The 18,706-nt window shown below is 68.3% G+C and carries 21 protein-coding genes; 9 read left to right on the top strand and 12 right to left on the bottom strand.

The window, feature by feature from the left end; genetic code table 11:
* Positions 1-23: 23 nt before the first annotated feature.
* Positions 24-296: a hypothetical protein gene (locus ACOZ4O_RS06395; protein ID WP_424524480.1), complete on the bottom strand. Its 273-nt coding sequence runs from the start codon at positions 294-296 to the stop codon at positions 24-26.
* Between the two features lie 84 nt (positions 297-380).
* On the opposite strand from ACOZ4O_RS06395, the gene ACOZ4O_RS06390 reads away from it, so the two are divergent.
* Positions 381-1,502 (top strand): serine hydrolase domain-containing protein, encoded by a 1,122-nt coding sequence (locus tag ACOZ4O_RS06390; RefSeq protein ID WP_424524479.1) that lies wholly within the window; start codon positions 381-383, stop codon positions 1,500-1,502.
* Here the strand turns inward: ACOZ4O_RS06390 and ACOZ4O_RS06385 are convergent, their stop codons facing one another.
* The 3 genes from ACOZ4O_RS06385 to uvrA form a co-directional block, all read right to left on the bottom strand.
* Positions 1,503-2,180, bottom strand: a complete 678-nt coding sequence (locus tag ACOZ4O_RS06385; RefSeq protein ID WP_424524478.1) for an HNH endonuclease — start codon at positions 2,178-2,180, stop codon at positions 1,503-1,505.
* Between the two features lie 42 nt (positions 2,181-2,222).
* On the bottom strand, positions 2,223-2,885 hold the full coding sequence (locus tag ACOZ4O_RS06380; protein WP_424524477.1) for a lactate utilization protein: 663 nt from the start codon (positions 2,883-2,885) through the stop codon (positions 2,223-2,225).
* A 117-nt stretch (positions 2,886-3,002) separates the two neighbouring features.
* Positions 3,003-5,960: an excinuclease ABC subunit UvrA gene (uvrA, locus tag ACOZ4O_RS06375; RefSeq protein ID WP_424524476.1), complete on the bottom strand. Its 2,958-nt coding sequence runs from the start codon at positions 5,958-5,960 to the stop codon at positions 3,003-3,005.
* 95 nt (positions 5,961-6,055) lie between these two features.
* On the opposite strand from uvrA, the gene ACOZ4O_RS06370 reads away from it, so the two are divergent.
* Positions 6,056-6,628, top strand: coding sequence for an LURP-one-related/scramblase family protein (locus ACOZ4O_RS06370; protein ID WP_424524475.1), 573 nt, complete (start codon positions 6,056-6,058; stop codon positions 6,626-6,628).
* On the opposite strand, the gene ACOZ4O_RS06365 is transcribed toward ACOZ4O_RS06370, so the two are convergent.
* Together ACOZ4O_RS06365 and ACOZ4O_RS06360 are read right to left on the bottom strand one after the other, a co-directional pair.
* Entirely contained in the window at positions 6,625-7,098 is a 474-nt protein-coding gene (locus ACOZ4O_RS06365; protein ID WP_424524474.1) for a YbaK/EbsC family protein, read from the bottom strand. The genes ACOZ4O_RS06370 and ACOZ4O_RS06365 overlap by 4 nt on opposite strands.
* A 166-nt stretch (positions 7,099-7,264) precedes the next feature.
* Positions 7,265-8,005 carry an SDR family oxidoreductase gene (locus ACOZ4O_RS06360; protein ID WP_424524473.1) on the bottom strand — a complete coding sequence of 247 codons (741 nt, stop codon included), beginning with the start codon at positions 8,003-8,005 and terminating at the stop codon, positions 7,265-7,267.
* A gap of 78 nt (positions 8,006-8,083) precedes the next feature.
* Here ACOZ4O_RS06360 and ACOZ4O_RS06355 point away from each other — a divergent pair, with 78 nt between their 5' ends.
* Genes ACOZ4O_RS06355 through ACOZ4O_RS06345 form a run of 3 tightly spaced genes read left to right on the top strand, consistent with a single transcriptional unit; the run spans position 8,084 to position 10,281 of the window.
* Complete coding sequence (locus ACOZ4O_RS06355) at positions 8,084-9,508, top strand: LVIVD repeat-containing protein (protein ID WP_424524472.1); 1,425 nt, start codon at positions 8,084-8,086, stop codon at positions 9,506-9,508.
* Between the two features lie 26 nt (positions 9,509-9,534).
* Positions 9,535-9,915, top strand: a complete 381-nt coding sequence (locus tag ACOZ4O_RS06350) for a NifU family protein (RefSeq protein ID WP_424524471.1) — start codon at positions 9,535-9,537, stop codon at positions 9,913-9,915.
* Complete coding sequence (locus ACOZ4O_RS06345; protein ID WP_424524470.1) at positions 9,916-10,281, top strand: hypothetical protein; 366 nt, start codon at positions 9,916-9,918, stop codon at positions 10,279-10,281.
* On the opposite strand, the gene ACOZ4O_RS06340 is transcribed toward ACOZ4O_RS06345, so the two are convergent.
* Entirely contained in the window at positions 10,278-11,672 is a 1,395-nt protein-coding gene (locus tag ACOZ4O_RS06340; RefSeq protein ID WP_424524469.1) for a DUF402 domain-containing protein, read from the bottom strand. The genes ACOZ4O_RS06345 and ACOZ4O_RS06340 overlap by 4 nt on opposite strands.
* Positions 11,669-12,061 carry a DUF7532 family protein gene (locus tag ACOZ4O_RS06335; RefSeq protein WP_424524468.1) on the bottom strand — a complete coding sequence of 131 codons (393 nt, stop codon included), beginning with the start codon at positions 12,059-12,061 and terminating at the stop codon, positions 11,669-11,671. Before ACOZ4O_RS06335 ends, ACOZ4O_RS06340 begins: the two co-directional genes overlap by 4 nt.
* Positions 12,062-12,316: 255 nt before the next feature.
* Between ACOZ4O_RS06335 and ACOZ4O_RS06330 the strand changes: the two genes are divergently transcribed.
* Positions 12,317-13,336 (top strand): PrsW family intramembrane metalloprotease, encoded by a 1,020-nt coding sequence (locus ACOZ4O_RS06330; RefSeq protein ID WP_424524467.1) that lies wholly within the window; start codon positions 12,317-12,319, stop codon positions 13,334-13,336.
* Here the strand turns inward: ACOZ4O_RS06330 and ACOZ4O_RS06325 are convergent.
* Positions 13,333-13,923 (bottom strand): riboflavin synthase, encoded by a 591-nt coding sequence (locus ACOZ4O_RS06325; protein WP_424524466.1) that lies wholly within the window; start codon positions 13,921-13,923, stop codon positions 13,333-13,335. The genes ACOZ4O_RS06330 and ACOZ4O_RS06325 overlap by 4 nt on opposite strands.
* 75 nt (positions 13,924-13,998) lie before the next feature.
* Between ACOZ4O_RS06325 and ACOZ4O_RS06320 the strand changes: the two genes are divergently transcribed.
* Positions 13,999-14,226 carry a DUF7533 family protein gene (locus tag ACOZ4O_RS06320; RefSeq protein WP_424524465.1) on the top strand — a complete coding sequence of 76 codons (228 nt, stop codon included), beginning with the start codon at positions 13,999-14,001 and terminating at the stop codon, positions 14,224-14,226.
* Here ACOZ4O_RS06320 and ACOZ4O_RS06315 read toward each other — a convergent pair.
* Genes ACOZ4O_RS06315 through ACOZ4O_RS06305 form a run of 3 tightly spaced genes read right to left on the bottom strand, consistent with a single transcriptional unit; the run spans position 14,223 to position 17,418 of the window.
* Positions 14,223-15,371, bottom strand: coding sequence for a M24 family metallopeptidase (locus ACOZ4O_RS06315; protein ID WP_424524464.1), 1,149 nt, complete (start codon positions 15,369-15,371; stop codon positions 14,223-14,225). The two genes, ACOZ4O_RS06320 and ACOZ4O_RS06315, sit on opposite strands and share 4 nt — an antisense overlap.
* Complete coding sequence (locus ACOZ4O_RS06310) at positions 15,371-17,212, bottom strand: UvrD-helicase domain-containing protein (RefSeq protein WP_424524463.1); 1,842 nt, start codon at positions 17,210-17,212, stop codon at positions 15,371-15,373. The genes ACOZ4O_RS06315 and ACOZ4O_RS06310 overlap by 1 nt, the downstream gene beginning before the upstream one ends.
* Positions 17,213-17,259: 47 nt before the next feature.
* A complete protein-coding gene (locus ACOZ4O_RS06305) occupies positions 17,260-17,418 on the bottom strand; it encodes a DUF7563 family protein (RefSeq protein WP_227260906.1) in 159 nt (52 codons plus the stop codon).
* A gap of 93 nt (positions 17,419-17,511) precedes the next feature.
* Here ACOZ4O_RS06305 and ACOZ4O_RS06300 point away from each other — a divergent pair, with 93 nt between their 5' ends.
* Together ACOZ4O_RS06300 and ACOZ4O_RS06295 are read left to right on the top strand one after the other, a co-directional pair.
* Complete coding sequence (locus ACOZ4O_RS06300; RefSeq protein WP_424524462.1) at positions 17,512-18,249, top strand: creatininase family protein; 738 nt, start codon at positions 17,512-17,514, stop codon at positions 18,247-18,249.
* A gap of 45 nt (positions 18,250-18,294) precedes the next feature.
* On the top strand, positions 18,295-18,705 hold the full coding sequence (locus ACOZ4O_RS06295; protein WP_424524461.1) for a DUF7522 family protein: 411 nt from the start codon (positions 18,295-18,297) through the stop codon (positions 18,703-18,705).
* Position 18,706: the final 1 nt, after the last annotated feature.

The following is an 18,706-nucleotide window of genomic DNA, read 5'->3' as shown; positions in this document are numbered from 1 at the left end:
GTCGAGATAGGTCTTGGGAGACGTTACAGGGAGAGCGCGAGGTTCAACAGCGCGCCGAGCAGACTCACCGCCGCGGCGAGAACGAGCGCGAACACCGCGCCAGCGGACGCGTCGAACGTCGCGGGGTCGCGCCGAACCACGTCGTAACTCGCACCGACGAGGGCCCCGATACCACCCACCACCATCAGGACCGTTCCGAGCGATGGGTCGCCGCCATCGAGCGACACCGCTGCCTGCACGGCCACCGACAGCCCGATGGCGGCGAGCGCGCCCTCGTACACGTACAACCGCTCCATACCGGGGCTTGCGGCTCCCGTCACTACTCTGTTCGGGTCACCGAACGGCCGAACGTATTTGTCGACCGAACGCCACATTCCGGTATGTCGGTCTTCGACGCGGACGGTCCGGCCCGAATCGAACAGCTGTTCGCCGCGCAGCTCGACGCGGGCCTCCACCACGGCGCGCAGCTCGCGGTCTACCGGGGCGAGGACCGCGTCCTCTCGCTCACGGGCGGCGAGGTCGGCCCCGACGGCGACCCCGTCACGCCCGACCAGAAGTTCGTGCTGTTCTCCTGCACCAAACCCTACACGGCCGCGTGCGTCCACCACCTCGTCGACGAGGGCGACCTCGCGTACGACGACCCACTCACCGAGTACTGGCCCGAGTACGCCGACCCGGGTACCGAGAAAGCGGAGACGACCGTCGCGGACGTGCTCACCCACCGCGCCGGCCTCGCGCTCACCGACCTCGACCGTCAGCCGGATACCTGGACGGACTGGGACGCGTCGGTCAGCATCCTCGAAAACGCCACGCCGCAGGGTCTCGGCGAACCCGCCTACCACCCCGTGAGCTTCGGGTTCCTCGCCGGCGAACTCGTCCGCCGCGTCACCGGTCGCTCCGTCGGCAGGTACGCCCGCGACCACATCTTCGAACCTATCGAGATGGACGACACCCACATCGGATTGCCCGAGAGCGAACCCGACGACGTCGCCACCCTCACCGGGTTCGCCGACCCCGACCGCTGTCGAACTCCCGATAGCGGCCTCGGCCTCGACCGCGGCGACTCCGCCGCCACGTTCAACCGCGAATCGATTCACCGCGCCGAAATCCCCGCCGCCGGCGGCGTCGGTACCGCCGCGGACATGGCGCGCTTCTACGCCTGCCTCGCCAACGGCGGCCGCATCGGCGACGACCGCATCCTCGACACCGACACCGTCGCCACACTCACCCGCGTCCACGCCCAGACCGAACGCGACCCTACACTCGGCGTCCCCCGCCGCTACGGACTGGGCGTCGTCCGCGCCGGCACCGCCCACGACAAGTACGGCACGCTCGCCCCCGACGCGGTCTTCGGCCACGGCGGCCTCGGCAGCAGCGTCGCCTGGGCCGACCCCGAAACAGGCGTCGCCTTCGCCTACGTCACCAACGGCATCCGAGACCCACTCGAACATCGCCAGCGCGTCAACGAACTCGCGGATGCCGTGCGGCACGTGTACGCGTAGCTACCACCAGTCGAGCGTTTCGTTGTGGCGGTCGAGGTACTCGGGAGCGACGTCGACGTCGATGCGTTCCGCGGATTGCTCGACGAGCGTCCGGGTGAGCGTCTCGCTCTCGGTCTCGAAGTCGGGCGCGATGCGGAGGCGGTAGTCGGTGTCGAGCGTGAACAGACCCGCGTCGAACGCCGCGTGGTGGGTTTTGCTCAACGGAAGCACGTTCGCCGGGTCGGTTCGCCGCTCCGGGTGGTCCGCCCACGAGAGGACGTGCGCCACGTCGAGGAGGCGGTCGTGGTCGACAGCGGACACGGGACACCGGCGGCCGTACTGGTCGAGCACGTACTCGCGGAACGCCGCGGGCATCGACCGCGCGCCCACCGTCGTCTCGTACTCGCGCGCGGTGTACTCGGGGCCGCTGTCCCGCTCTCCTTCGCGTTCCGGTGCGCGGTCCGCGTCGAGGTCGAGAATCCGATAGGTGCCCGCGCCGTCGACGAAGTCCACCTCGTCGCGGTCTCGGAGGTCCTGCATCACCCGACTGAACGTCTGTCCCGGCGTGCTCGCGTCCGGGTACTCCGACTCGAACACCGGGCGCGCGAACGAGAGGAACTCCTGTCGGTCGACGAAGTCACTCCCGGTCTGCTCTCTGTACCGCGCGAGTTCCCGACGAACCACCTGCCGCCACGTCATGTGGCGGCGTAGGTGATCAGTTGATCAAAAGATTTCGCCGATTTAGTAGCCGAGCGTCTCCTCGACGAGGACGACGGTCGTGCGGCCCTCGACGGTCTCCTGGCGGAAGACGAGTTCCTTCGACGGGTAGCTTTCGACGCCGTAGGCTTCCTGTGCGCGCTCGTTCTCGAACGCGTACGCGTACTCCTGCAGGCGCTCGCGGGCGGACTCCTCGTCCGTCGTGATTTTGTTCACGCCGGCGACGGTGACGACGTGGCCCGCGGCGAACGGGTACGCGCCGATGCGGCTGCCGGAGAGGTCGGCGGCGACGAGCGTGCCGTCCTCGCGGCCGATGGCGTTCACGCTCCCGAGGAAGTAGTCCGCGGTCTGGGCTTCGCGGCGCGCCTTCGCGCGCGCCTGGTCGTCGTCGATGCTGAAGACCTCGGCGTGGAGGTTCTCCCAGTCGTGGTCGCCCTCGTTCAGGTACTCCGTGAACCCGATCTCTTCGAGGGTCGTGGAGTGGCCGTTCATCACGGACGCGTCCGCGGGAATCTCCTCGGTGACGAAGTCGAGTGCGGCCTCGGCGTCCGGCACGACTTCGACCTCGAACCCGCTCGCTTCGAGGCTCTCGACGGTCTCGTCGAGTTCGCTCTGGCTCGGCGTGGCGTCCCACTCCTCGTCCACGCTCACGTCGTCGATGTAGTCCGCCTTCGTCTGTTCAGACATACTGAGAGAGTGGGCTGGACGCCGGAAGAACGGCGTGGTTGCGGCGGCCGCTGCCCCGGTGAGTAACCCCTGTGTCACCCGATTACGCCGGTTTCATCGACACCGACTGGCACGGAGTCAGTCCTGTGCGGGAGCGGGCGCGTCCGGCTTCTCGCGCTCGTCGCGCGGCCCCGCGATGTCCACGGCTGGGAGTTTGTCGCGGAGGTAGCGGCCGGTGTGGCTGTCCTCGTTCCGCGCGATTTCTTCGGGCGTGCCCGCGGCGACGACCTCGCCGCCGTTCTCGCCGCCCTCCGGTCCCAAATCGATGACGTGGTCGGCGTTCTTCACGAGATCGAGTTCGTGCTCGATGACGGCGATGCTGTTCCCGCGGTCGGTGAGCCGTTGGAGCACCTGAATCAGCTTCCGCTCGTCCTCGCTGTGGAGGCCGGTCGTCGGTTCGTCCAGGAGGTAGAGCGTGTCACCGGTCGCCTTCTTCCCGAGCTCCTCCGCGAGCTTCACGCGCTGGGCCTCCCCGCCGGAGAGCGTGGTCGACGGCTGTCCGAGCCGCATGTAGTCCAGTCCGACGTCCTCCAGCAACTGGAGGCGGCGGCCGAGCCGGCTGTCCGCCTCGAAGAACTCCCGGGCTTCCTCCACGGACATGCCGAGCACGTCGGCGATGGTCTTGCCCTTGAACGTCACGTCGAGCGTCTCGTCGTTGTACCGCGCGCCCCCGCACTCCTCGCAGGGAACCTGCACGTCCGAGAGGAAGTTCATCTCGATGGTCACCGTGCCCTGGCCGCCGCACTCCTCGCAGCGCCCGCCCTTCACATTGAACGAGAATCGGCCCTTGTCGTAGCCGCGCTGCTGCGCGAGCTTCGTCTGCGCGAACTTCTCCCGCACGTAGTCGAACACGCCCGTGTACGTCGCGGGGTTCGACCGCGGCGTTCGGCCGATGGGCGACTGGTCGATCAATCGCACCTTCTCGATGTGCTCGGTCCCCTCGATGCCGTCGTGTTCGCCGGGGTCGACGCTCGTGTTCCCGTTCATCCCGCGCGCCAGTCCCTTGTACAGCACGTCGTGCACCAGCGTCGACTTCCCGCTCCCGGAGACGCCCGTGACGGCCGTGAACGCGCCGACGGGAATGTCCACGTCGACGTTCTTGAGGTTGTGCTGGCGCGCCCCCCGAACCGTCAGCGTGTCCGACCACTCGCGGCGCTCCTCCGGCACGGGAATCTGCTTGCGACCCGCGAGGTAGTCGCCCGTGATGGACTCCTCGGACGCGACGATGTCGTCGAAGTCGCCCTGCGCGACGACCTCGCCGCCGTGTCGGCCCGGCCCCGGCCCCATGTCCACGATTTCGTCCGCGCGCCGCATCGTCTCCTCGTCGTGCTCCACCACCAGCAGCGTGTTCCCGAGGTCGCGGAGTTCCTCTAGGGTGTTCAGGAGGCGGTCGTTGTCCCGCTGATGCAGGCCGATGGACGGCTCGTCCAGCACGTAGAGGACGCCGACGAGCCCGCTCCCGATCTGGGTGGCGAGCCGAATCCGCTGGCTCTCGCCGCCGGAGAGCGTCGACGCCTCGCGGTCAAGCGTCAAGTATTCGAGCCCGACCTCCTCCATGAACCCGAGACGCGCCCGAATCTCTTTGAGAATCTCCTCCGCGATTTTGCGCTCGCGGTCGGACATCCCGGCTTCGAGACCCTCGAAGTGCTCGCGGGCGTCCCCGATGCTCATCCGGTTCACTTCCGTGATTGCCGTGCCCTTCACGAGCACCGCGCGCGACTCGGGCTTCAGTCGCGTCCCGTCGCAGGCCGGACACGCGGTCGTGCTCATGAAGTCCTCGATGTGCTCGCGCACCCGCTCAGAGTCCGTTTCGCCGTACCGACGCTCGAGGTTCGGAATCACGCCCTCGAACGGCTCTTCCTTCCGCCGCACGCCGTTCTTCGTCTCCCGGCGGAACACCACGTCCTCCGTCGTCCCCCAGAGGAACGCCTCCTGCACGTCCGGCGATAGCTCCTCGAACGGCGTCGAGAGGTCGACGTCGAAGTGGCGCGCGACGTTGTCGAGGAGGTTCCGGTAGTACGACCGGTTGTAACTCCACGGCTCGAACACGTGCTTCACGGGCTTCGACGCGTCCTGCACCACGAGGTCCTCCGAGACCTCCTTCGACTGCCCGAGCCCCTCACATTCCGGGCACGCGCCGTGCGGGCTGTTGAAGGAGAAACTCCGCGTCTCGATCTCGCTGATGTCGATGCCGCAGTGCGTGCACGCGAGGTCCTCGCTGAACTCCACCACCAGGCGGTCGTCGCCGTCGTCGTCCGCGAGATCGCCAGTCGCGCGCGCCGTCGCGCCGCCCAATTCGGCGTCCGCCGGCGGGTCCGGCACGATGACCTTCAGCACGCCCTCGGCCTCGTCCAGCGCCGTCTCGACGGAGTCCGTAATTCGCGACCGCGCGTCCTCGCTGACCGCCACGCGGTCCACGACTACGTCGATAGTGTGGTCGTAATTTTCGTCCAAGTCGGGGGACTCCACCGCGAGGTCGTAGGACTCGCCGTCGACTTCGACCCGCGAATAGCCGTCCGCCATCAGGTCCTCGAAGAGGTCCTCGAACGCGCCCTTCTGGTCGCGCACCACGGGCGCCGCGACCTTCGCCCGCGTTCCCTCCGGAAGTTCCATCACGCGGCGCACCATCTGCTGGGCGGACTGCTCGCCCACCTCGCGGCCGCACTCCGGACAGTGCGGCACGCCGACGCGCGCGTACAGCAAACGGAGGTAATCGTGGAGTTCGGTCACCGTCCCGACCGTCGAGCGCGGATTGTTCGCTGCGTTCTTCTGGTCGATACTGATAGCCGGCGACAACCCCTCCACGGACTCGACCTGCGGCTTGTCCATCTGCCCGAGGAAGTTCCGGGCGTACGCCGACAGACTCTCGATGTACCGCCGCTGCCCCTCCGCGTAGATGGTTTCGAACGCCAGCGAGGATTTCCCGGACCCCGAGAGTCCGGTGACGACCGTGAACTCCTCGCGCGGAATCCGAACGTCGAGGTCCTTCAGGTTGTGCTCTTCCGCCCCGCGGACCTCGATGTAGTCCTCACTCATTAGTTACCGTCATTACGCGCGAACGAACGAAAACCCCTCGGTGCCGGAGAGCGCTCACCACGAGGCTTTTCCCGTCCGGCGATGACCCCTCACCTGTGAGCGACTACGACATCTCCACCGTCGACCTCACTGGCGACCGCTACGAGGTCAAGCAGTCCCTCGTCCGCAACAAGTACACCGTCACCGACGCGTCCGGAACCGTCGTCCTCCGCGGGAAGCAGAAGATGTTCAAACTCAAGGAGGAGTTCCCGTTCGTCACCGGCGACGACCAGGGCGCCTTCACCGTGAAAGCCGGCGGCATCATGGACATCGCCGGGAACTACACCATCACCGACGCCGGCACCGGCGACCCCGTCGTCGTCCTCGACGAGGACTGGTCGTGGTTCATGGAGAACTGGACGATTCGAGACCCCGACACCGGCGAAGCGCTCGCCACCATCACCTCCAAGAACAAAGTCCTCCAGGTTCTCCGCCACCTCGTCGGCGCCGCGAACCTCATCCCGAACAAGTACGAGATACGCGACCCGCAGGGCGACCACGTCGGCGATATCGAGGGCCAGTTCTCCCTCAAGGACACCTACACCGTCACCATCGACGACGCCACCGACGTGCCAAAGGAGGCCGTGCTCGCCGCCGCGTGCATCCTTGACGCCCTCGAAAACAACTAGTCCTCCGCCACGTCCGTGACCTCGGCGTCCGCCAGGTCCGCGAGGTCGTCGGGGTCGCTCGGCCACACCGCTTCCGGCGTCCCCGCGGCCGCCCACACCCGGTCGTGGCCGAGCAGCGTCTCGTCGAACAGCACGCGCGGACGCCCGTCGTGACACACCGGCGGTACGCCGCCGATGCTGTACCCGGTCGCCGACTTCACCTCGTCCGCGTCCGCCATTCGCGCCGACCCCGCGCCGACGGACGCCGCGACCTTCTCCACGTCCACGCGGTTCGCGCCGCTCGTCACCACGACTACCGGCGTGTCGTCCGCTACGAGCACGATACTCGACGCTATCTGCGCCACCTCGCAGTCCAGCGCCTCGGCCGCGTCCGCCGCCGTCTTCGTCCCCGCCGGGAACTCCTCCACCTCCGGCCGGAACCCGAACTCGGATTCGACGCGCTCCGCGAACTCCGCCGCTCGTTCGTGCATACCACGTTCTCCCCGCCATCCCTCAAAAACGTTCGCGCTCACGCAAACCCTCGACCACCCGTTCTTTAGACGGTTTCGGGGAGCCAGCCGCCGTCGATTTCGATGTTCTACACGGACCTTTTCCGGCCTCGCGATGCTCGGACGCAAAACCTCCACGAAAAGCGACTTAGACGGTTTCGGGGAGCCAGCCGCCGTCGATTTCGATGTTTTCGCCGCTGATGTACGCGGAGTTTTCGTCGCAGAAGAAGAGGAGCGCCTGCGTCACGTCGGCGTAGTCGGCGGGGCGGCCGCGGGGAAGGTCGTCCGGGAACTCGTCCGAGTTCTCGACGACGTAGGGCGAGACGGCGTTCGCGGTGATCCCATCATCCTGGGTGTCGGCGGCGAGCATCCGCGTGAACATCAGGACGCCCGTTTTCGCGGCGAAGTACGGGAAGTTCTTCGGGCTGACGAGTCCCTTCTCGCCCGAGGCGTATCCGACGTTCACGACCCTGCCCCACGACCGCTCGCGCATCCCGGGGAGCGCGCGCTTTGACGTGAGGTAGGTCGCGGTGAGATTCGTGTGGATGACGTCCACCCACTCTTCGTGGTCGATGTCGGTCCAGTGTTTCGGCGCGAAGTTCCCGACGTTGTTCACGAGCACGTCCACGCCGCCGAGTTCGTCCTCGATTTCGGAAAACAGGTCGTCCACGGAGCCGGGGTGGGTTACGTCGCCCTGCACGGCGACCGCGTCCCCGCGCCCCGTTTCCCGGGCTTCTTCGGCGGTCGCGTACGCGGCGGCGTCGCTCGACCGGTAGTGGACGGCGACGTCCGCGTCGTTCCGGGCAAGCGCGAGCGCGAACGCCCGCCCGAGGCCCTTCGCGCTTCCCGTCACGAGCGCCGTCCGACCGTCGAGGTCTGGAGAGAGCATACCCGAGTCCTCGACCGCCAGCGAGGAGAGGGTTCCGACGGACGCCACGCTTTTCTCCGCGTCACGCGAACTCCGCGTATGGAGTTCTCCCGGCGTGCCGCGCTCAAGGCGGGCGGCGCGGCGCTCACCCTCCCGCTCGTCGGTCGTGCGAGCGCGCACCCGGAGCCGTACGAACCACGAGACAGCGTCGCTATCGAGGGCGCGACCGAGGCTGTCGTCGGGCCGGACGGAACGACGGTGTTCGTCGCCGCGACGACGGGGTTCGCCGTCGTGGACGCGAGCGACCCCACCGACCTCACCGTGCTCGCGGACCGCTGCGGCCTCCTCGCCGACCACGAGAACGGCCCGCTCGACGGAATTCACGACGTGAAAATCCAGGGAGACCGGCTCGCCGTCGTCGGCCCCGCGAACGCCGGCAGCCCCAGCGCGCTCCTCCTCTACGACGTGTCGACCCCCAGCGACCCCGTTCTGGAGACCGTCTACGAGACCGACTACCCGATTCACAACTGCGCACTCACCGACTCCCACGCCTACCTCACCGCGAACGGCAGCGACCGCCGCGAACTCGCCATCGTCGCCCTCGACGACCCGCCACGGGAAGTCGCGCGCTGGAGCGCCGCGGACGAGAACCCCGCGTGGCTCGACGTTCCCGGCTTCCTCTGGTCGTGCCACGACGTGTTCGTGCAGGACGAGGTCGCGTACGTCGCGCACTGGGACGCCGGCACGTGGCTGCTCGACGTGTCGACCCCATCGGAGCCGACCGTGGTTTCGCACATCGCGCCCCACGACCCCGCCGACCTCGCGGACGCGCCGACGAGCCAGGGGTACGAACTCCCCGGCAACCACCACTACGCCGCGCCCAACGACGACGCCAGCGTCCTCGCGGTCAACAGCGAGGCGTGGGAGACCACGCCCGAGGACGACCACGCGGGCGGGCCGGGCGGCATCACGCTCTACGACATCACCGACCCCGCCAGCCCGCGCGAACTCTCACACATCCCCGCACCCGAGAGCGCCGACCCCGGACTCGGCGGGACGTGGACGACGAGCCACAACTTCGAACTCGCGGGTACTCGCCTCTACACGTCGTGGTACCAGGGCGGCGTGAAACTGTTCGACGTGCGCGACCCGACCGACCCGTTCGAACTCGCGTGGTGGCGACAGCCCGCGGAGGCCGCGTTCTGGACCGCACGCGCGGCCGCCGACTGCTTCGTCGCCAGCAGCTACGCGGGCGTTCCCGCCGGTACCCGGGGCGCGCTCTACGCGTTCCCCGACCACGCCGGCTACCAGCCGGACGCGCCCTCGCTCACCGGGACGACCACGACCGGCGCGACCACGAACGCAACGACCACCGCAGCCACGCGACCGCCGACGCGGACGCAGACCCCCAAGACGGACGAGTCCGAGGGAGGTACGCCCGGATTCGGGGTTCTCGCGGGCGTGCTGGGCGCGGCGGGCGCTGCGAGTGTGGTTCGGTGGCTGCGGAACGAACCGAACAGTTAGGAGTCTCGACCTCCACCTAGAACGTAATGAGTGACGCCGCAACCGACGCCAGCCTCCACGACGAGGTCGAGACCTGGCTCACGGCCCAGATGCCCATCATCAAGATGCACGGCGGGACGAGCGCCGTCCGCAAGGCCGACCCCGAGAGCGGCGAGGTCGTCGTCGAACTCGGCGGCACGTGCAGCGGCTGCGGCATCAGTCCGCGTACCGCCCAGCGCATCAAGACCGAACTCGCGAAGGAGTTCCCGGCCGTGACGGACGTGACCGTTCGGTTCGCGAGCGACGGCTCGGACAACTGGGGCACCGAGCAGGCGGAGTCCGTCATGGGCATCGACCGGAACGAGGGCGGTCGCGGCGGCCGCGGCGAGAGCGGACCGGGGGAGGCGAACCACCAGAGCCACTTCTAGATGGCGAGCGACCGTCACGCGCGCCTCGTAAGACTCGTGCAGGCGGAGGCCGGTGACGCCTTCCGCACGGGCGCCCGGTACACGGCCTCCGGCTTGGAAGTGCTCTACCGTCGCAACGACCTGCCCGAACAGCGACTCCGGGAGCGAAGCCAATCCATCGTGGACCGGGCGCGCGACCACGAACCGCTCCGCGAACCCGATAGCCCGTTCGGGGACGTGCGAGCGAGCGTCGAACTCTACGAGGACGGCGTGCTCATCCACCTCCGCGAGGGCCCGCAGAGCGGCGTCGTGCTCGCGTTCGAGGTCGGTATCGCGCAGAACCTCGCTGGGTTCGTCGTGAAGTGCCAGCGAACCCTCCAGGACTAGCTGAACGCGTCCTCGATGCGGTCCGCCACGCCAGCCGCTTTCTCCGCCAGGTCTTCGGTCACGAGGCCGTCGTCCACGCACGCCCGGAGTTCGTCCATGTCCACTTGTTCGACGGTGCCGTCCGCGTGTTTCACCACGTCGAGGTGGAGGTCGACGTACCGAACATCTGCTGGAAAGAGTTCGAGCGGCGTGTTCACGTTGATGTACGTCCCCCGTCGGGTGCCGTCCTCGCCGCGGTAGACCGTCGGATACCACCAACGTCCTTCCTGGAAGCGGGTGACCGCCACGTCGCCCTCCTGGCGTTCGACGCCGAGCGCGTCGTACGTCCCGCCCGCGGTCATCTCGCGCTCGACGGTGATGCGGCCCGCGTCGCGGTCGATGTCCGTCACGTCGCCGCGTCCGAGCGTGATGAGGCGGCCGTCCGGCTTCCCGTGCTCGATGCGCACGCGGTCGCCCGCCGCCGGCCCGAACTGCTCGCTCACCGCCGCGAACGGGAACTCGTCGGGGAGCGCGCCGAGCGACTCCGCGAAATCCACGGCCGTGCTCGCCGACGAACTCCCTGCCTTGATGCGGTGGTGGCCGACGATGGTGTCCGTTACGCGCCGTCGCACGTCGTCCAGCGAGCGCCGCGCGTCCCCGCCGAACCACACCCAGGTCGTCGCGTCCGGCGCGGCGAGTCGCGCGGGCACGTCGTCCACGTCCACGCCGCCGAGCGCGTCATCGAGCGATTTTGCCGACGCGACGGCCGCTGCGAGCGCGTCGCCGAGAGCGTCCATCGACAGGTCGGTCGCCGCGTCCCCCCACTCGACCGCCCAGCCGTCGGGTATCTCGGGCGGCAGGATTTCGGTCGTTCGCGCGAGTTCGGGCGCGCCGCTGGGCGTGTCGGCGACCAACGCGTCCCGTCCCCGGACGAGCGTCGCGGCGTCCCCGAACGCCCGAATGTCGGTCGAGAGCCGCGGCCGCCGGGACGCCCACGGCGGCTTCGGGCCCACGACCTGAACGCGCACGATATCGCCGTCGTCGACGTACTCGGCGGCGTCGTCGAACGATAGGTAGCCCTCCGTGTCGCCGAGGTCCACGACCGCGCCGCCGCCGCGCGTCTCCGAGACGTATCCCTCGAACACCGCGCCGCGCGGCGCGTCGTCCGGATACCGGAACGCGTCCAGACCCACGTCGCGGAGGCGCTCGACGGTCTCAGCCACCGTGTCGGGGTCGCCGGTGACGCCGACGCCCTGCCGGTCGCTCGTCGTGGAGACGTGCGCCGCCGCCGGTCCCGCGTCGAACGCGCGGTCGAAGCGCTCCCGAATCGGCTCGGACGCGTTCACCACACCGACATCCGCGAGGAGTTCCGTGAGCGCTGTCGCGTAGATGCCGCGTACCGAGACCGTCATTCCAGGCGCTCCCGGTCGGGCGCGAACCGCACCCGGTCGTGCACCGTCTGCCCGAGTTCGAGCTCCACGACCGTCGGCGTCCCGTCCGCGTCGTCGAGGACGCGCGCGTCTTCGACGTACGCGCCCCACGTGTCGAACCGCAGGAACCCGTGCACGTCCTGGCTGTGCGTGAACAGGTCGGCGTACTCGACGGCGTGCTCGGGGTGCTCGCTCGAACTGTGCGTCAACTCCATATCCGAGTAGACGGTGTCCTGTGCGTCGAAGAACGCCGCCACGCGCTCGGCCGTCTCGCGCGCGTCCGCCGCCACGCGGTCCTCTATCTCGCGGAGCGTCGCCGGGTCCACGCCCGCGTCGTGGAGTTCCGTGCGCACTCGCTGGTCGAACAACATGTGGCTACCTCGACACCGCACTCCCTAAAATCAGTCGTCAGCGGGCGCCGCCGTCGTGCCCTCGCTCTCGGCCGTCGGTGTTCGTTCCTCCTCGGATTTCGGCGGTTCCGTGTACAGGAATCCGCGGCTCTGACTGAATGCCATACCAACTGGTGACATGGCCATCGTAGATAAGCCGTCTCCTTTAGGCATATTATGACATACAAATCTCTTGGGCGGGAACGGTTTTGTACGCCGCATCGGTACCACTCGCGCATGCCGGAGAAACGCGACCCAGTGCAGCGCGCCGCCACGGGCGACCGCGACCTCTACGACATCACCGACTGGGAAGTCCGCGGCCTCCTCGACCGGGCCGCGGTCGCCGTCCACAACGGCCTCCTCGCCGGCAGTCGGTACGCCGTCGTCACGCTCGCGCTCCTCGTCGTGTTCGCGCTGTTCGCCGCCAGCCTCGGGTTCGTGTTCCTCCAGCGTCCCTACATCGCCGCGTACGTCGTCCTCTCCGTCCTCCCCGCGCTCGGCCTCGTCGCCTACGTCTGGCACGCCGACGCGACCACCGGCGAACCCCTCCACCTGCTCGCCGCGACCTTCGTCCTCGGCTTCCTCTTCGCCGGGTTCGCCGCCGTCCTCAACACGGCCTTCCAGCAGGCGTTCGCGCTCGTCGGCGTCACCTGGATGGTCGTCTTCTTCTACCTCGTCGTCGGGCCCGTCGAGGAGACCGTGAAACTCCTCGCCGTCCGCCTCTACGCCTACCGCAGCGACCGCTTCGACGCCGTCGTCGACGGCGCGGTGTACGGAGCCGTCGCCGGCCTCGGGTTCGCCACCATCGAGAACGCCATCTACATCGGCCGCGACGTGCTCCAGACCCTCCAGGCGACCGGCGTCGACGCGAACGTCGCCGTCCTCCAGATAGCCGCCGTCCGCACGTTCGCCGGTCCCGGCCACGTCATCTACTCCGCGTTCGCCGGCTACTACCTCGGCCTCGCGAAGTTCAACCCCGAGAACAGGGGCCCAATCGTCGTGAAGGGACTGCTCGTCGCGGCGTTCATCCACGCCACCTACAACACCGCCGTCAGCAACCTCCATCTCGTCTACGACCCACTCGGCGTCCCCGAAGGGTTCGTGTTCATCGCGTTCGTCCTCCTCTACGACGGCTTCTTCCTCTCCGTCCTCGTCCGGAAGCTCAAGCGCTACGGCGCGGCCTACGAGGAATCGGACGCCGCGCGCTACGACGAGGGCGACACCGACCGCAAGAGCGCCGTCCGCAGGGTCGACTAGTACGCGTCGAGGCGTTCGACGTACTTCGCCACCACGTCTACCTCGACGTGCACCGGGCTCCCGGCGTCCTTCGCGGAGAGCGTCGTCAGGTCGTACGTCGTCGGAATCACCGCCACGTCGAACGTCCCCGCGTCGTCGTCCACGCCGGCGACGGTGAGGCTGATACCGTCGAGCGCCACCGACCCCTTCTCCGCGACGTACCGCTCGTAGCCGTCCGGCAGCGCGAACGTGAACGTCCAGTCCTCCCCCACCTGCTTGACCGCCACGACCTCCGTGACGGTGTCGACGTGCCCCTGTACGATGTGGCCGTCGAGGCGGCCGTCCGCCGGGAGCGCGCGTTCGAGGTTCACCACGTCGCCCTCGTCGAGTTCGCCCAGATAGGTCTTCTCCAGCGTCTCCGCCGCCGTGAACGCCGAAAACCAGTTTTCACCGTACTCCTCGACGGTGAGGCAGACGCCGTTCACGCTGATGCTCTGCCCGTGCGCGAACCCGCTCAGGTCCGTGGTTTCGATGCGGAGCCTGCGGCCGTCGTCCGTCGATTCCACCGACGCTACCGTGCCGGTGTCCTCGACGATGCCCGTGAACATACGTCCAGTACTGGGATGCGACTCAAATGTGTTGCGAACGCGGGGTTTAGGGCGCTCCGTCACTCCAAGACAGGTATGGGTATCATCGGCACCGTGAAGTTCGCCGCGACGTTCGCGTTCGCGCTCCCCGTCGCGTTGTACGGCGTGAACCGCGTCGTCGCCGGCCACAACACGGGCTGGGCGTTCCTCGCAATCGCGGTCGTGATGCTCGCCGCGGAACGCTACATCACGACGCCGTTCGACGCACCCGAGCGCGCCGCCGAGGAAGCCGCTGCGGCCGTCGCGGACGACGACGAGGACTAGGCGCGCGGCGTGAACGAGCGCGGATACTCGCCGAGGAACTCGAACCCGTCGTCGGTGACGACCACGAGGTCGCCGAGGCGGACGCCGCCCTCGCTCGGGTCGTAGACGCCCGGTTCTATCGCGAGCACCGTCCCGGGTTCGAGGCGCGTGTCGTCCCGCAGGTCGGGGCTCTCTCGCCGACTCACGCCGACACCGTAGCCCGCGCCGTGCGTGAATCCGGTGTCGCCGTAGCCCGCGGGGAAACCGTACGCGCCGATTTCCGCCGCCGTCTCCTCGTGCACGAGGCTCGCGTCCGCGCCGCCCGCGAGTTCGTCCAGGCCCACCTGCTGGGCGGACTCGACCGCGAGGAACGCGCGGCGCTCCCAGCCGCCGTCCGAGTCCACGACGAACGTCCGGGTCAAGGCGCCGTGGTAGCCGTGCGGCCCCCGCGGCGCGAGGGCGACGACGACGGTCTCGCCCGGCCGTACCGGCACGTCCCCGCGGAAGTGGCGGTCCGTGCACGCGCCGCCCGCCGCGACCACCGTGTTCTCCCCGGGGAGCGCGCCCTCGCGGACGACCGCCGCGTCCACCTCGCGGCGGAGGTGGGTCGTCGTTAATCGCTCGCCCTCGTACTGTAGTGCGTCGTCCGCGCCGTCCGCGTCAGCGGCGGCGAGCACGGTCTCCGCGCGCCGCATCCCCGCGGTCGCCGCGGCCTGCGCCTTCCGCAACGCTTCGATTTCCTCCGGGTCCTTCACGACGCGTTCGCGCGCCACCGCGTCGGTGGACGCGACCTCGAACCCGGCGCGTTCGAGGCGGACGGCGGCGTCGTGCGGCACGTCCTGCGGGACGAGTACGGTTCCGTCCGCGTCGTACGCCGCTAAGACCTCGACCGCGCGCCCGCCCGGCGTGTCCGCGCGCAGGTCCTCGGGCGTGTACACGTAGTCGCCCGTGAACTCGCGGCGCGCCTGTCGCTCGAAGCCGTCGGGCGCGCACAGTATCGCGTCGCCGCCGACGAACACGAACGCGTACCGGTCGTCGGAACCCGAGAAGCGCGTGAGATACCGCAAGGTGTCGTCGAACCGGCCGCCGACGTGCACGAACCCGGCGGCGTCCCGGGCTTCGAGTTCGTCGTAGAGGAACGCGAACGTCGTCTCCGGCGCGACCATCAGTTCAGCTGGATGGGGGCTTCCGCGTCACCGAGCGACTCCTCCAGCGGCGCGCCCGACGGCTCCCCGTACAGCAACACGTCGATGGGGAGCGTCGGCGCGCCGTTGATGACGTTCTGCATGAGCACGAGGCGCTCGCGCGCGCGGCTCATCCCGACGTAGAACACGCGGCGCTCGTTGTCCGTCACGAGCGGAACCGGGTCGGTCTGTCGCGTGAACTCCTCCACGCCGTCCGGAATCTCGGACTCCTCGACGGTCGCCGCCATCTGCTCGACGACCTTCTCCGTCAGGTCCGTCCCGAGGAAGACGTGGTCCGCCTCGCGGCCCTTCGCGGAGTGAATCGTTCCGACGCGGACGCGAGTGGGGTCCATCCCGCGGTAGTCGCCCGCGAAGTACGCGTCCACGGACTTGCGCTGGTAGCGCGTCACCTTCCGCAGCATGTCCGCGGCCGCGCCCGGCGACGGCATAAACGGCGCGTACTCCTGAATCACGTCCGCGCCGATCTCGATTTCGGTCGCGTCCTCGGTCTCCGCGGCCTCCTCGCGGTCCTCGATTTCGTCCCGGAGGTCGCTGCGCTCGTTCGTGCTGAACGCCGAATCCTGCAGCATATCGACGACCCGCCGCGCTTCGAGCGCGGTCACCGGGTCCCCAGCGTCGATTTTCTCCACCGCGTGCACGTAGTCCGCGAGGCGGTCCGTCCACAGGCGCTGGTCGGTCAATGCCTTGAACGGGATGCCGTTCCCGATGAACTCGTCCACGAACTCGAACAGCTGGTAGCGCGCCCGGAACAGCACCATCACCGTGTCGTCCTCCGTCGCGGCGATGGTCTGCTTCACGTTCCGCGCCACGTCCAGCATCGACGGGCTCTCCACCGCCTCCACGGTGCCGCCCTCCTTCCGCGGCTTGAGGTCCTTCTCCTGGCGGTTCTCGATGTGCCCGACCTCCTGCTGCACTACCTTCAGAACTTCCGAGGGGAGGCGGTAGGAGTTCGGGAGGATGACATCGTCTGTCACCTCGGTTTCGAGGAGGAGGTCGGGGTCAGCGCCCTGCCACGCGTACACGACCTGGTCGTCGTCACCCGCGATGAGCACCGACTCCATGTGCGGCTTCCACTCCTCGTACACGTCGTACTGGAGCGTCGTGATGTCCTGGAACTCGTCGATGACGAGGTAGTCGACTCGCGGGACGAGCGACCGCTGCTCCACGCGTTCGAGCATGTCCGCGAACCCGACGAGCCCCTCCTCGCCCTTGTACGTCCGCCACGCGCGAATCGCTTCAGGGATGTCGAAGCGGTCGTCGTCCGACGGCCACGTCGGCGTGTACTTGTTCCCGGTCTGCGCGTTCTCGTCGATATCGGGTGGAAGCCGGACTTCCTCGTCGTTCCACCGGAACGGCACGTCGTACCAGTCCGCCACGTCGCGGCTGGTTCGCTGGAGCCACTGGCTCGTCGCGATGACTTTGTTCCCGAGCGTCGTCGAACGCGCCGTCCGCCGACTCCCCGAAGAGTACTCGTCCTCGTACGGCAGCCCGTAGTCCTCACAGAAATCTTCCTTCGCGGACTCCCCAACCACGTCGCTCCGCGAGAGGTCGAGGAGTTCGTACGCCTTCGCGTGCATCGTGCAGACGTTCCCCTGCAGCGACCGCGGGTTCACGTCCAACCGCTCCGCCAGGCGCTCACGGACCTCGGCGGCCGCAGCGCGAGTGTAGGAGACGACGAGAACGTCGCGAACGTCCACGTCCTCGTCTTCGAGGATTTCCTCCACGCGGTCGAGCAGTGCGGTCGTCTTCCCGCTACCCGGCCCACCGAACAACCTGGTGACTGCCGGCTCCGACTCGGTCATTGGACAACAACAGGGACCGATACCGTATAAATAGCGTGACTTCGCGGTTACGTTCGCCGGGTCGACCGGGCCTCTCTCACCTGTGCACCGTCCCGAATCTTGTCCTCGCAGTTCGGACAGACGCGCGGCTCGGACTCGCCATCCGGCGTAAACACTCGTGCGTACGCGTCCGTCACGAACGACTCGCAGTTCTGGCACTCCGGCATGACTGTACCTCTCTTTTTCTTTCGCCTATATTAATGCCGTCGGCCGATACACGAAGGGAAAGGCCGATTACGGTCTCTATCGTCCCCCCTGGTATGCGACTCAGCGAGGCAGCGTGGCCGGACACGACCGACCTCGACCCGGACGCCGTTCTGGTTCCCGTCGGCTCCACCGAACAGCACGGCCCGCACGCCCCGCTCGGTACCGACCACCTCACCGCCGAAACTGTCGCCGACGCGGCGGACGACGCCTACGACGACACGCTCGCCGTCGCACCCACGATTACGGTCGGCATCAGCGAGGAACACCGCCAGTTCCCCGGAACGATGTACGTCTCCCCCGACACCTTCCGCGACTACGTCCGGGACGCCGCCACCTCCCTCCTCGACCACGACTGGCGCACCATCGTCTTCGTGAACGGCCACGGCGGCAACACCGACGCGCTCCGCGAAGTCGCCGCCGACATCACCCGCCACGAGGACGCGTACGCCGCCGCCTACACCTGGTTCGACGCCGTCGGCGACCACAGTTCCGACATGGGCCACGCCGGCCCGCTCGAAACCGCCTTCCTCCGACACACCCATCCCGACCTCGTGCGCGAAGACCGCGTCGAGGCCGCCCGCGACGGCGCGAGCGACGGCTGGGGCGAGTGGACGAGCTACACGAACCTCGCGTACGACGCCGCGGAGTTCACCGAGAACGGCGTCGTCGGCGACCCAACCGACGGAACCGCGGACCGCGGCGCGGACCTCCTCGCGCTCGCGACCGACGCGCTCTGCCGGCTCGTCGACCGCCTCGCGTCCCGGGAGAACGGCCGACCGCCGCACAAGTAACACCCGCCGAAACTGCTTTCTCGCGCCCGAGAAAACGCCTCGATCATGGATTCCGAAGAATTCGGGGACGTCGTCGTCGCCGCGCTCCGCGACCAGGCCGGCGACCACCTCCGCTCTATCGTCGGCTACACTCGGGACAACTACACGCTCCACTACGTCCGCGACGACGTCCGCGAACGCTACACGGAAGACGAACTCGACGAGGCCGTCGAGGAGATGCGTCTCGAAACTTTGGAGAAGAACTACCTCAACAGCGTCTTCCAGCGCCGCCACGGCGACCTCTACTGTCGCCTCGTCGTGTTCTCCGAGGCCACCGAGATGAACTTCGTCGTCTCCGACGGCGAGGGGCTGGCGGTCGCCGTCGATACGCCCTACTTCGAGGCCGAGGAGAACGTCGTGAAAGCGATTCTCGGCACTATCGAAGAACACACCGACTGGGAACTCGACGAGACGTAAC

The organism is Salarchaeum japonicum, assembly GCF_049705945.1.
Classification (GTDB): Archaea; Halobacteriota; Halobacteria; order Halobacteriales; family Halobacteriaceae; genus Salarchaeum; species Salarchaeum japonicum_A.
Note: the sequence above shows the minus strand (reverse complement) of the source record. Positions and strands in the feature narration are given on the sequence as shown.

Excerpts from the sequence above, each read along its gene's own strand:
- ACOZ4O_RS06320 (WP_424524465.1), top strand. The coding sequence starts at position 13,999 with ATGGGTATCATCGGCACCGTGAAGTTCGCCGCGACGTTCGCGTTCGCG.
- ACOZ4O_RS06350 (WP_424524471.1), top strand. The coding sequence starts at position 9,535 with ATGAGTGACGCCGCAACCGACGCCAGCCTCCACGACGAGGTCGAGACC.
- ACOZ4O_RS06295 (WP_424524461.1), top strand. The coding sequence starts at position 18,295 with ATGGATTCCGAAGAATTCGGGGACGTCGTCGTCGCCGCGCTCCGCGAC.
- ACOZ4O_RS06335 (WP_424524468.1), bottom strand. The coding sequence starts at position 12,061 with ATGTTGTTCGACCAGCGAGTGCGCACGGAACTCCACGACGCGGGCGTG.
- ACOZ4O_RS06355 (WP_424524472.1), top strand. The coding sequence starts at position 8,084 with ATGGAGTTCTCCCGGCGTGCCGCGCTCAAGGCGGGCGGCGCGGCGCTC.
- ACOZ4O_RS06360 (WP_424524473.1), bottom strand. The coding sequence starts at position 8,005 with ATGCTCTCTCCAGACCTCGACGGTCGGACGGCGCTCGTGACGGGAAGC.
- ACOZ4O_RS06385 (WP_424524478.1), bottom strand. The coding sequence starts at position 2,180 with ATGACGTGGCGGCAGGTGGTTCGTCGGGAACTCGCGCGGTACAGAGAG.
- ACOZ4O_RS06305 (WP_227260906.1), bottom strand. The coding sequence starts at position 17,418 with ATGCCGGAGTGCCAGAACTGCGAGTCGTTCGTGACGGACGCGTACGCA.
- ACOZ4O_RS06365 (WP_424524474.1), bottom strand. The coding sequence starts at position 7,098 with ATGCACGAACGAGCGGCGGAGTTCGCGGAGCGCGTCGAATCCGAGTTC.
- ACOZ4O_RS06300 (WP_424524462.1), top strand. The coding sequence starts at position 17,512 with ATGCGACTCAGCGAGGCAGCGTGGCCGGACACGACCGACCTCGACCCG.
- ACOZ4O_RS06330 (WP_424524467.1), top strand. The coding sequence starts at position 12,317 with ATGCCGGAGAAACGCGACCCAGTGCAGCGCGCCGCCACGGGCGACCGC.
- ACOZ4O_RS06390 (WP_424524479.1), top strand. The coding sequence starts at position 381 with ATGTCGGTCTTCGACGCGGACGGTCCGGCCCGAATCGAACAGCTGTTC.
- uvrA (WP_424524476.1), bottom strand. The coding sequence starts at position 5,960 with ATGAGTGAGGACTACATCGAGGTCCGCGGGGCGGAAGAGCACAACCTG.
- ACOZ4O_RS06325 (WP_424524466.1), bottom strand. The coding sequence starts at position 13,923 with ATGTTCACGGGCATCGTCGAGGACACCGGCACGGTAGCGTCGGTGGAA.
- ACOZ4O_RS06380 (WP_424524477.1), bottom strand. The coding sequence starts at position 2,885 with ATGTCTGAACAGACGAAGGCGGACTACATCGACGACGTGAGCGTGGAC.
- ACOZ4O_RS06395 (WP_424524480.1), bottom strand. The coding sequence starts at position 296 with ATGGAGCGGTTGTACGTGTACGAGGGCGCGCTCGCCGCCATCGGGCTG.
- ACOZ4O_RS06315 (WP_424524464.1), bottom strand. The coding sequence starts at position 15,371 with ATGGTCGCGCCGGAGACGACGTTCGCGTTCCTCTACGACGAACTCGAA.
- ACOZ4O_RS06340 (WP_424524469.1), bottom strand. The coding sequence starts at position 11,672 with ATGACGGTCTCGGTACGCGGCATCTACGCGACAGCGCTCACGGAACTC.
- ACOZ4O_RS06345 (WP_424524470.1), top strand. The coding sequence starts at position 9,916 with ATGGCGAGCGACCGTCACGCGCGCCTCGTAAGACTCGTGCAGGCGGAG.
- ACOZ4O_RS06310 (WP_424524463.1), bottom strand. The coding sequence starts at position 17,212 with ATGACCGAGTCGGAGCCGGCAGTCACCAGGTTGTTCGGTGGGCCGGGT.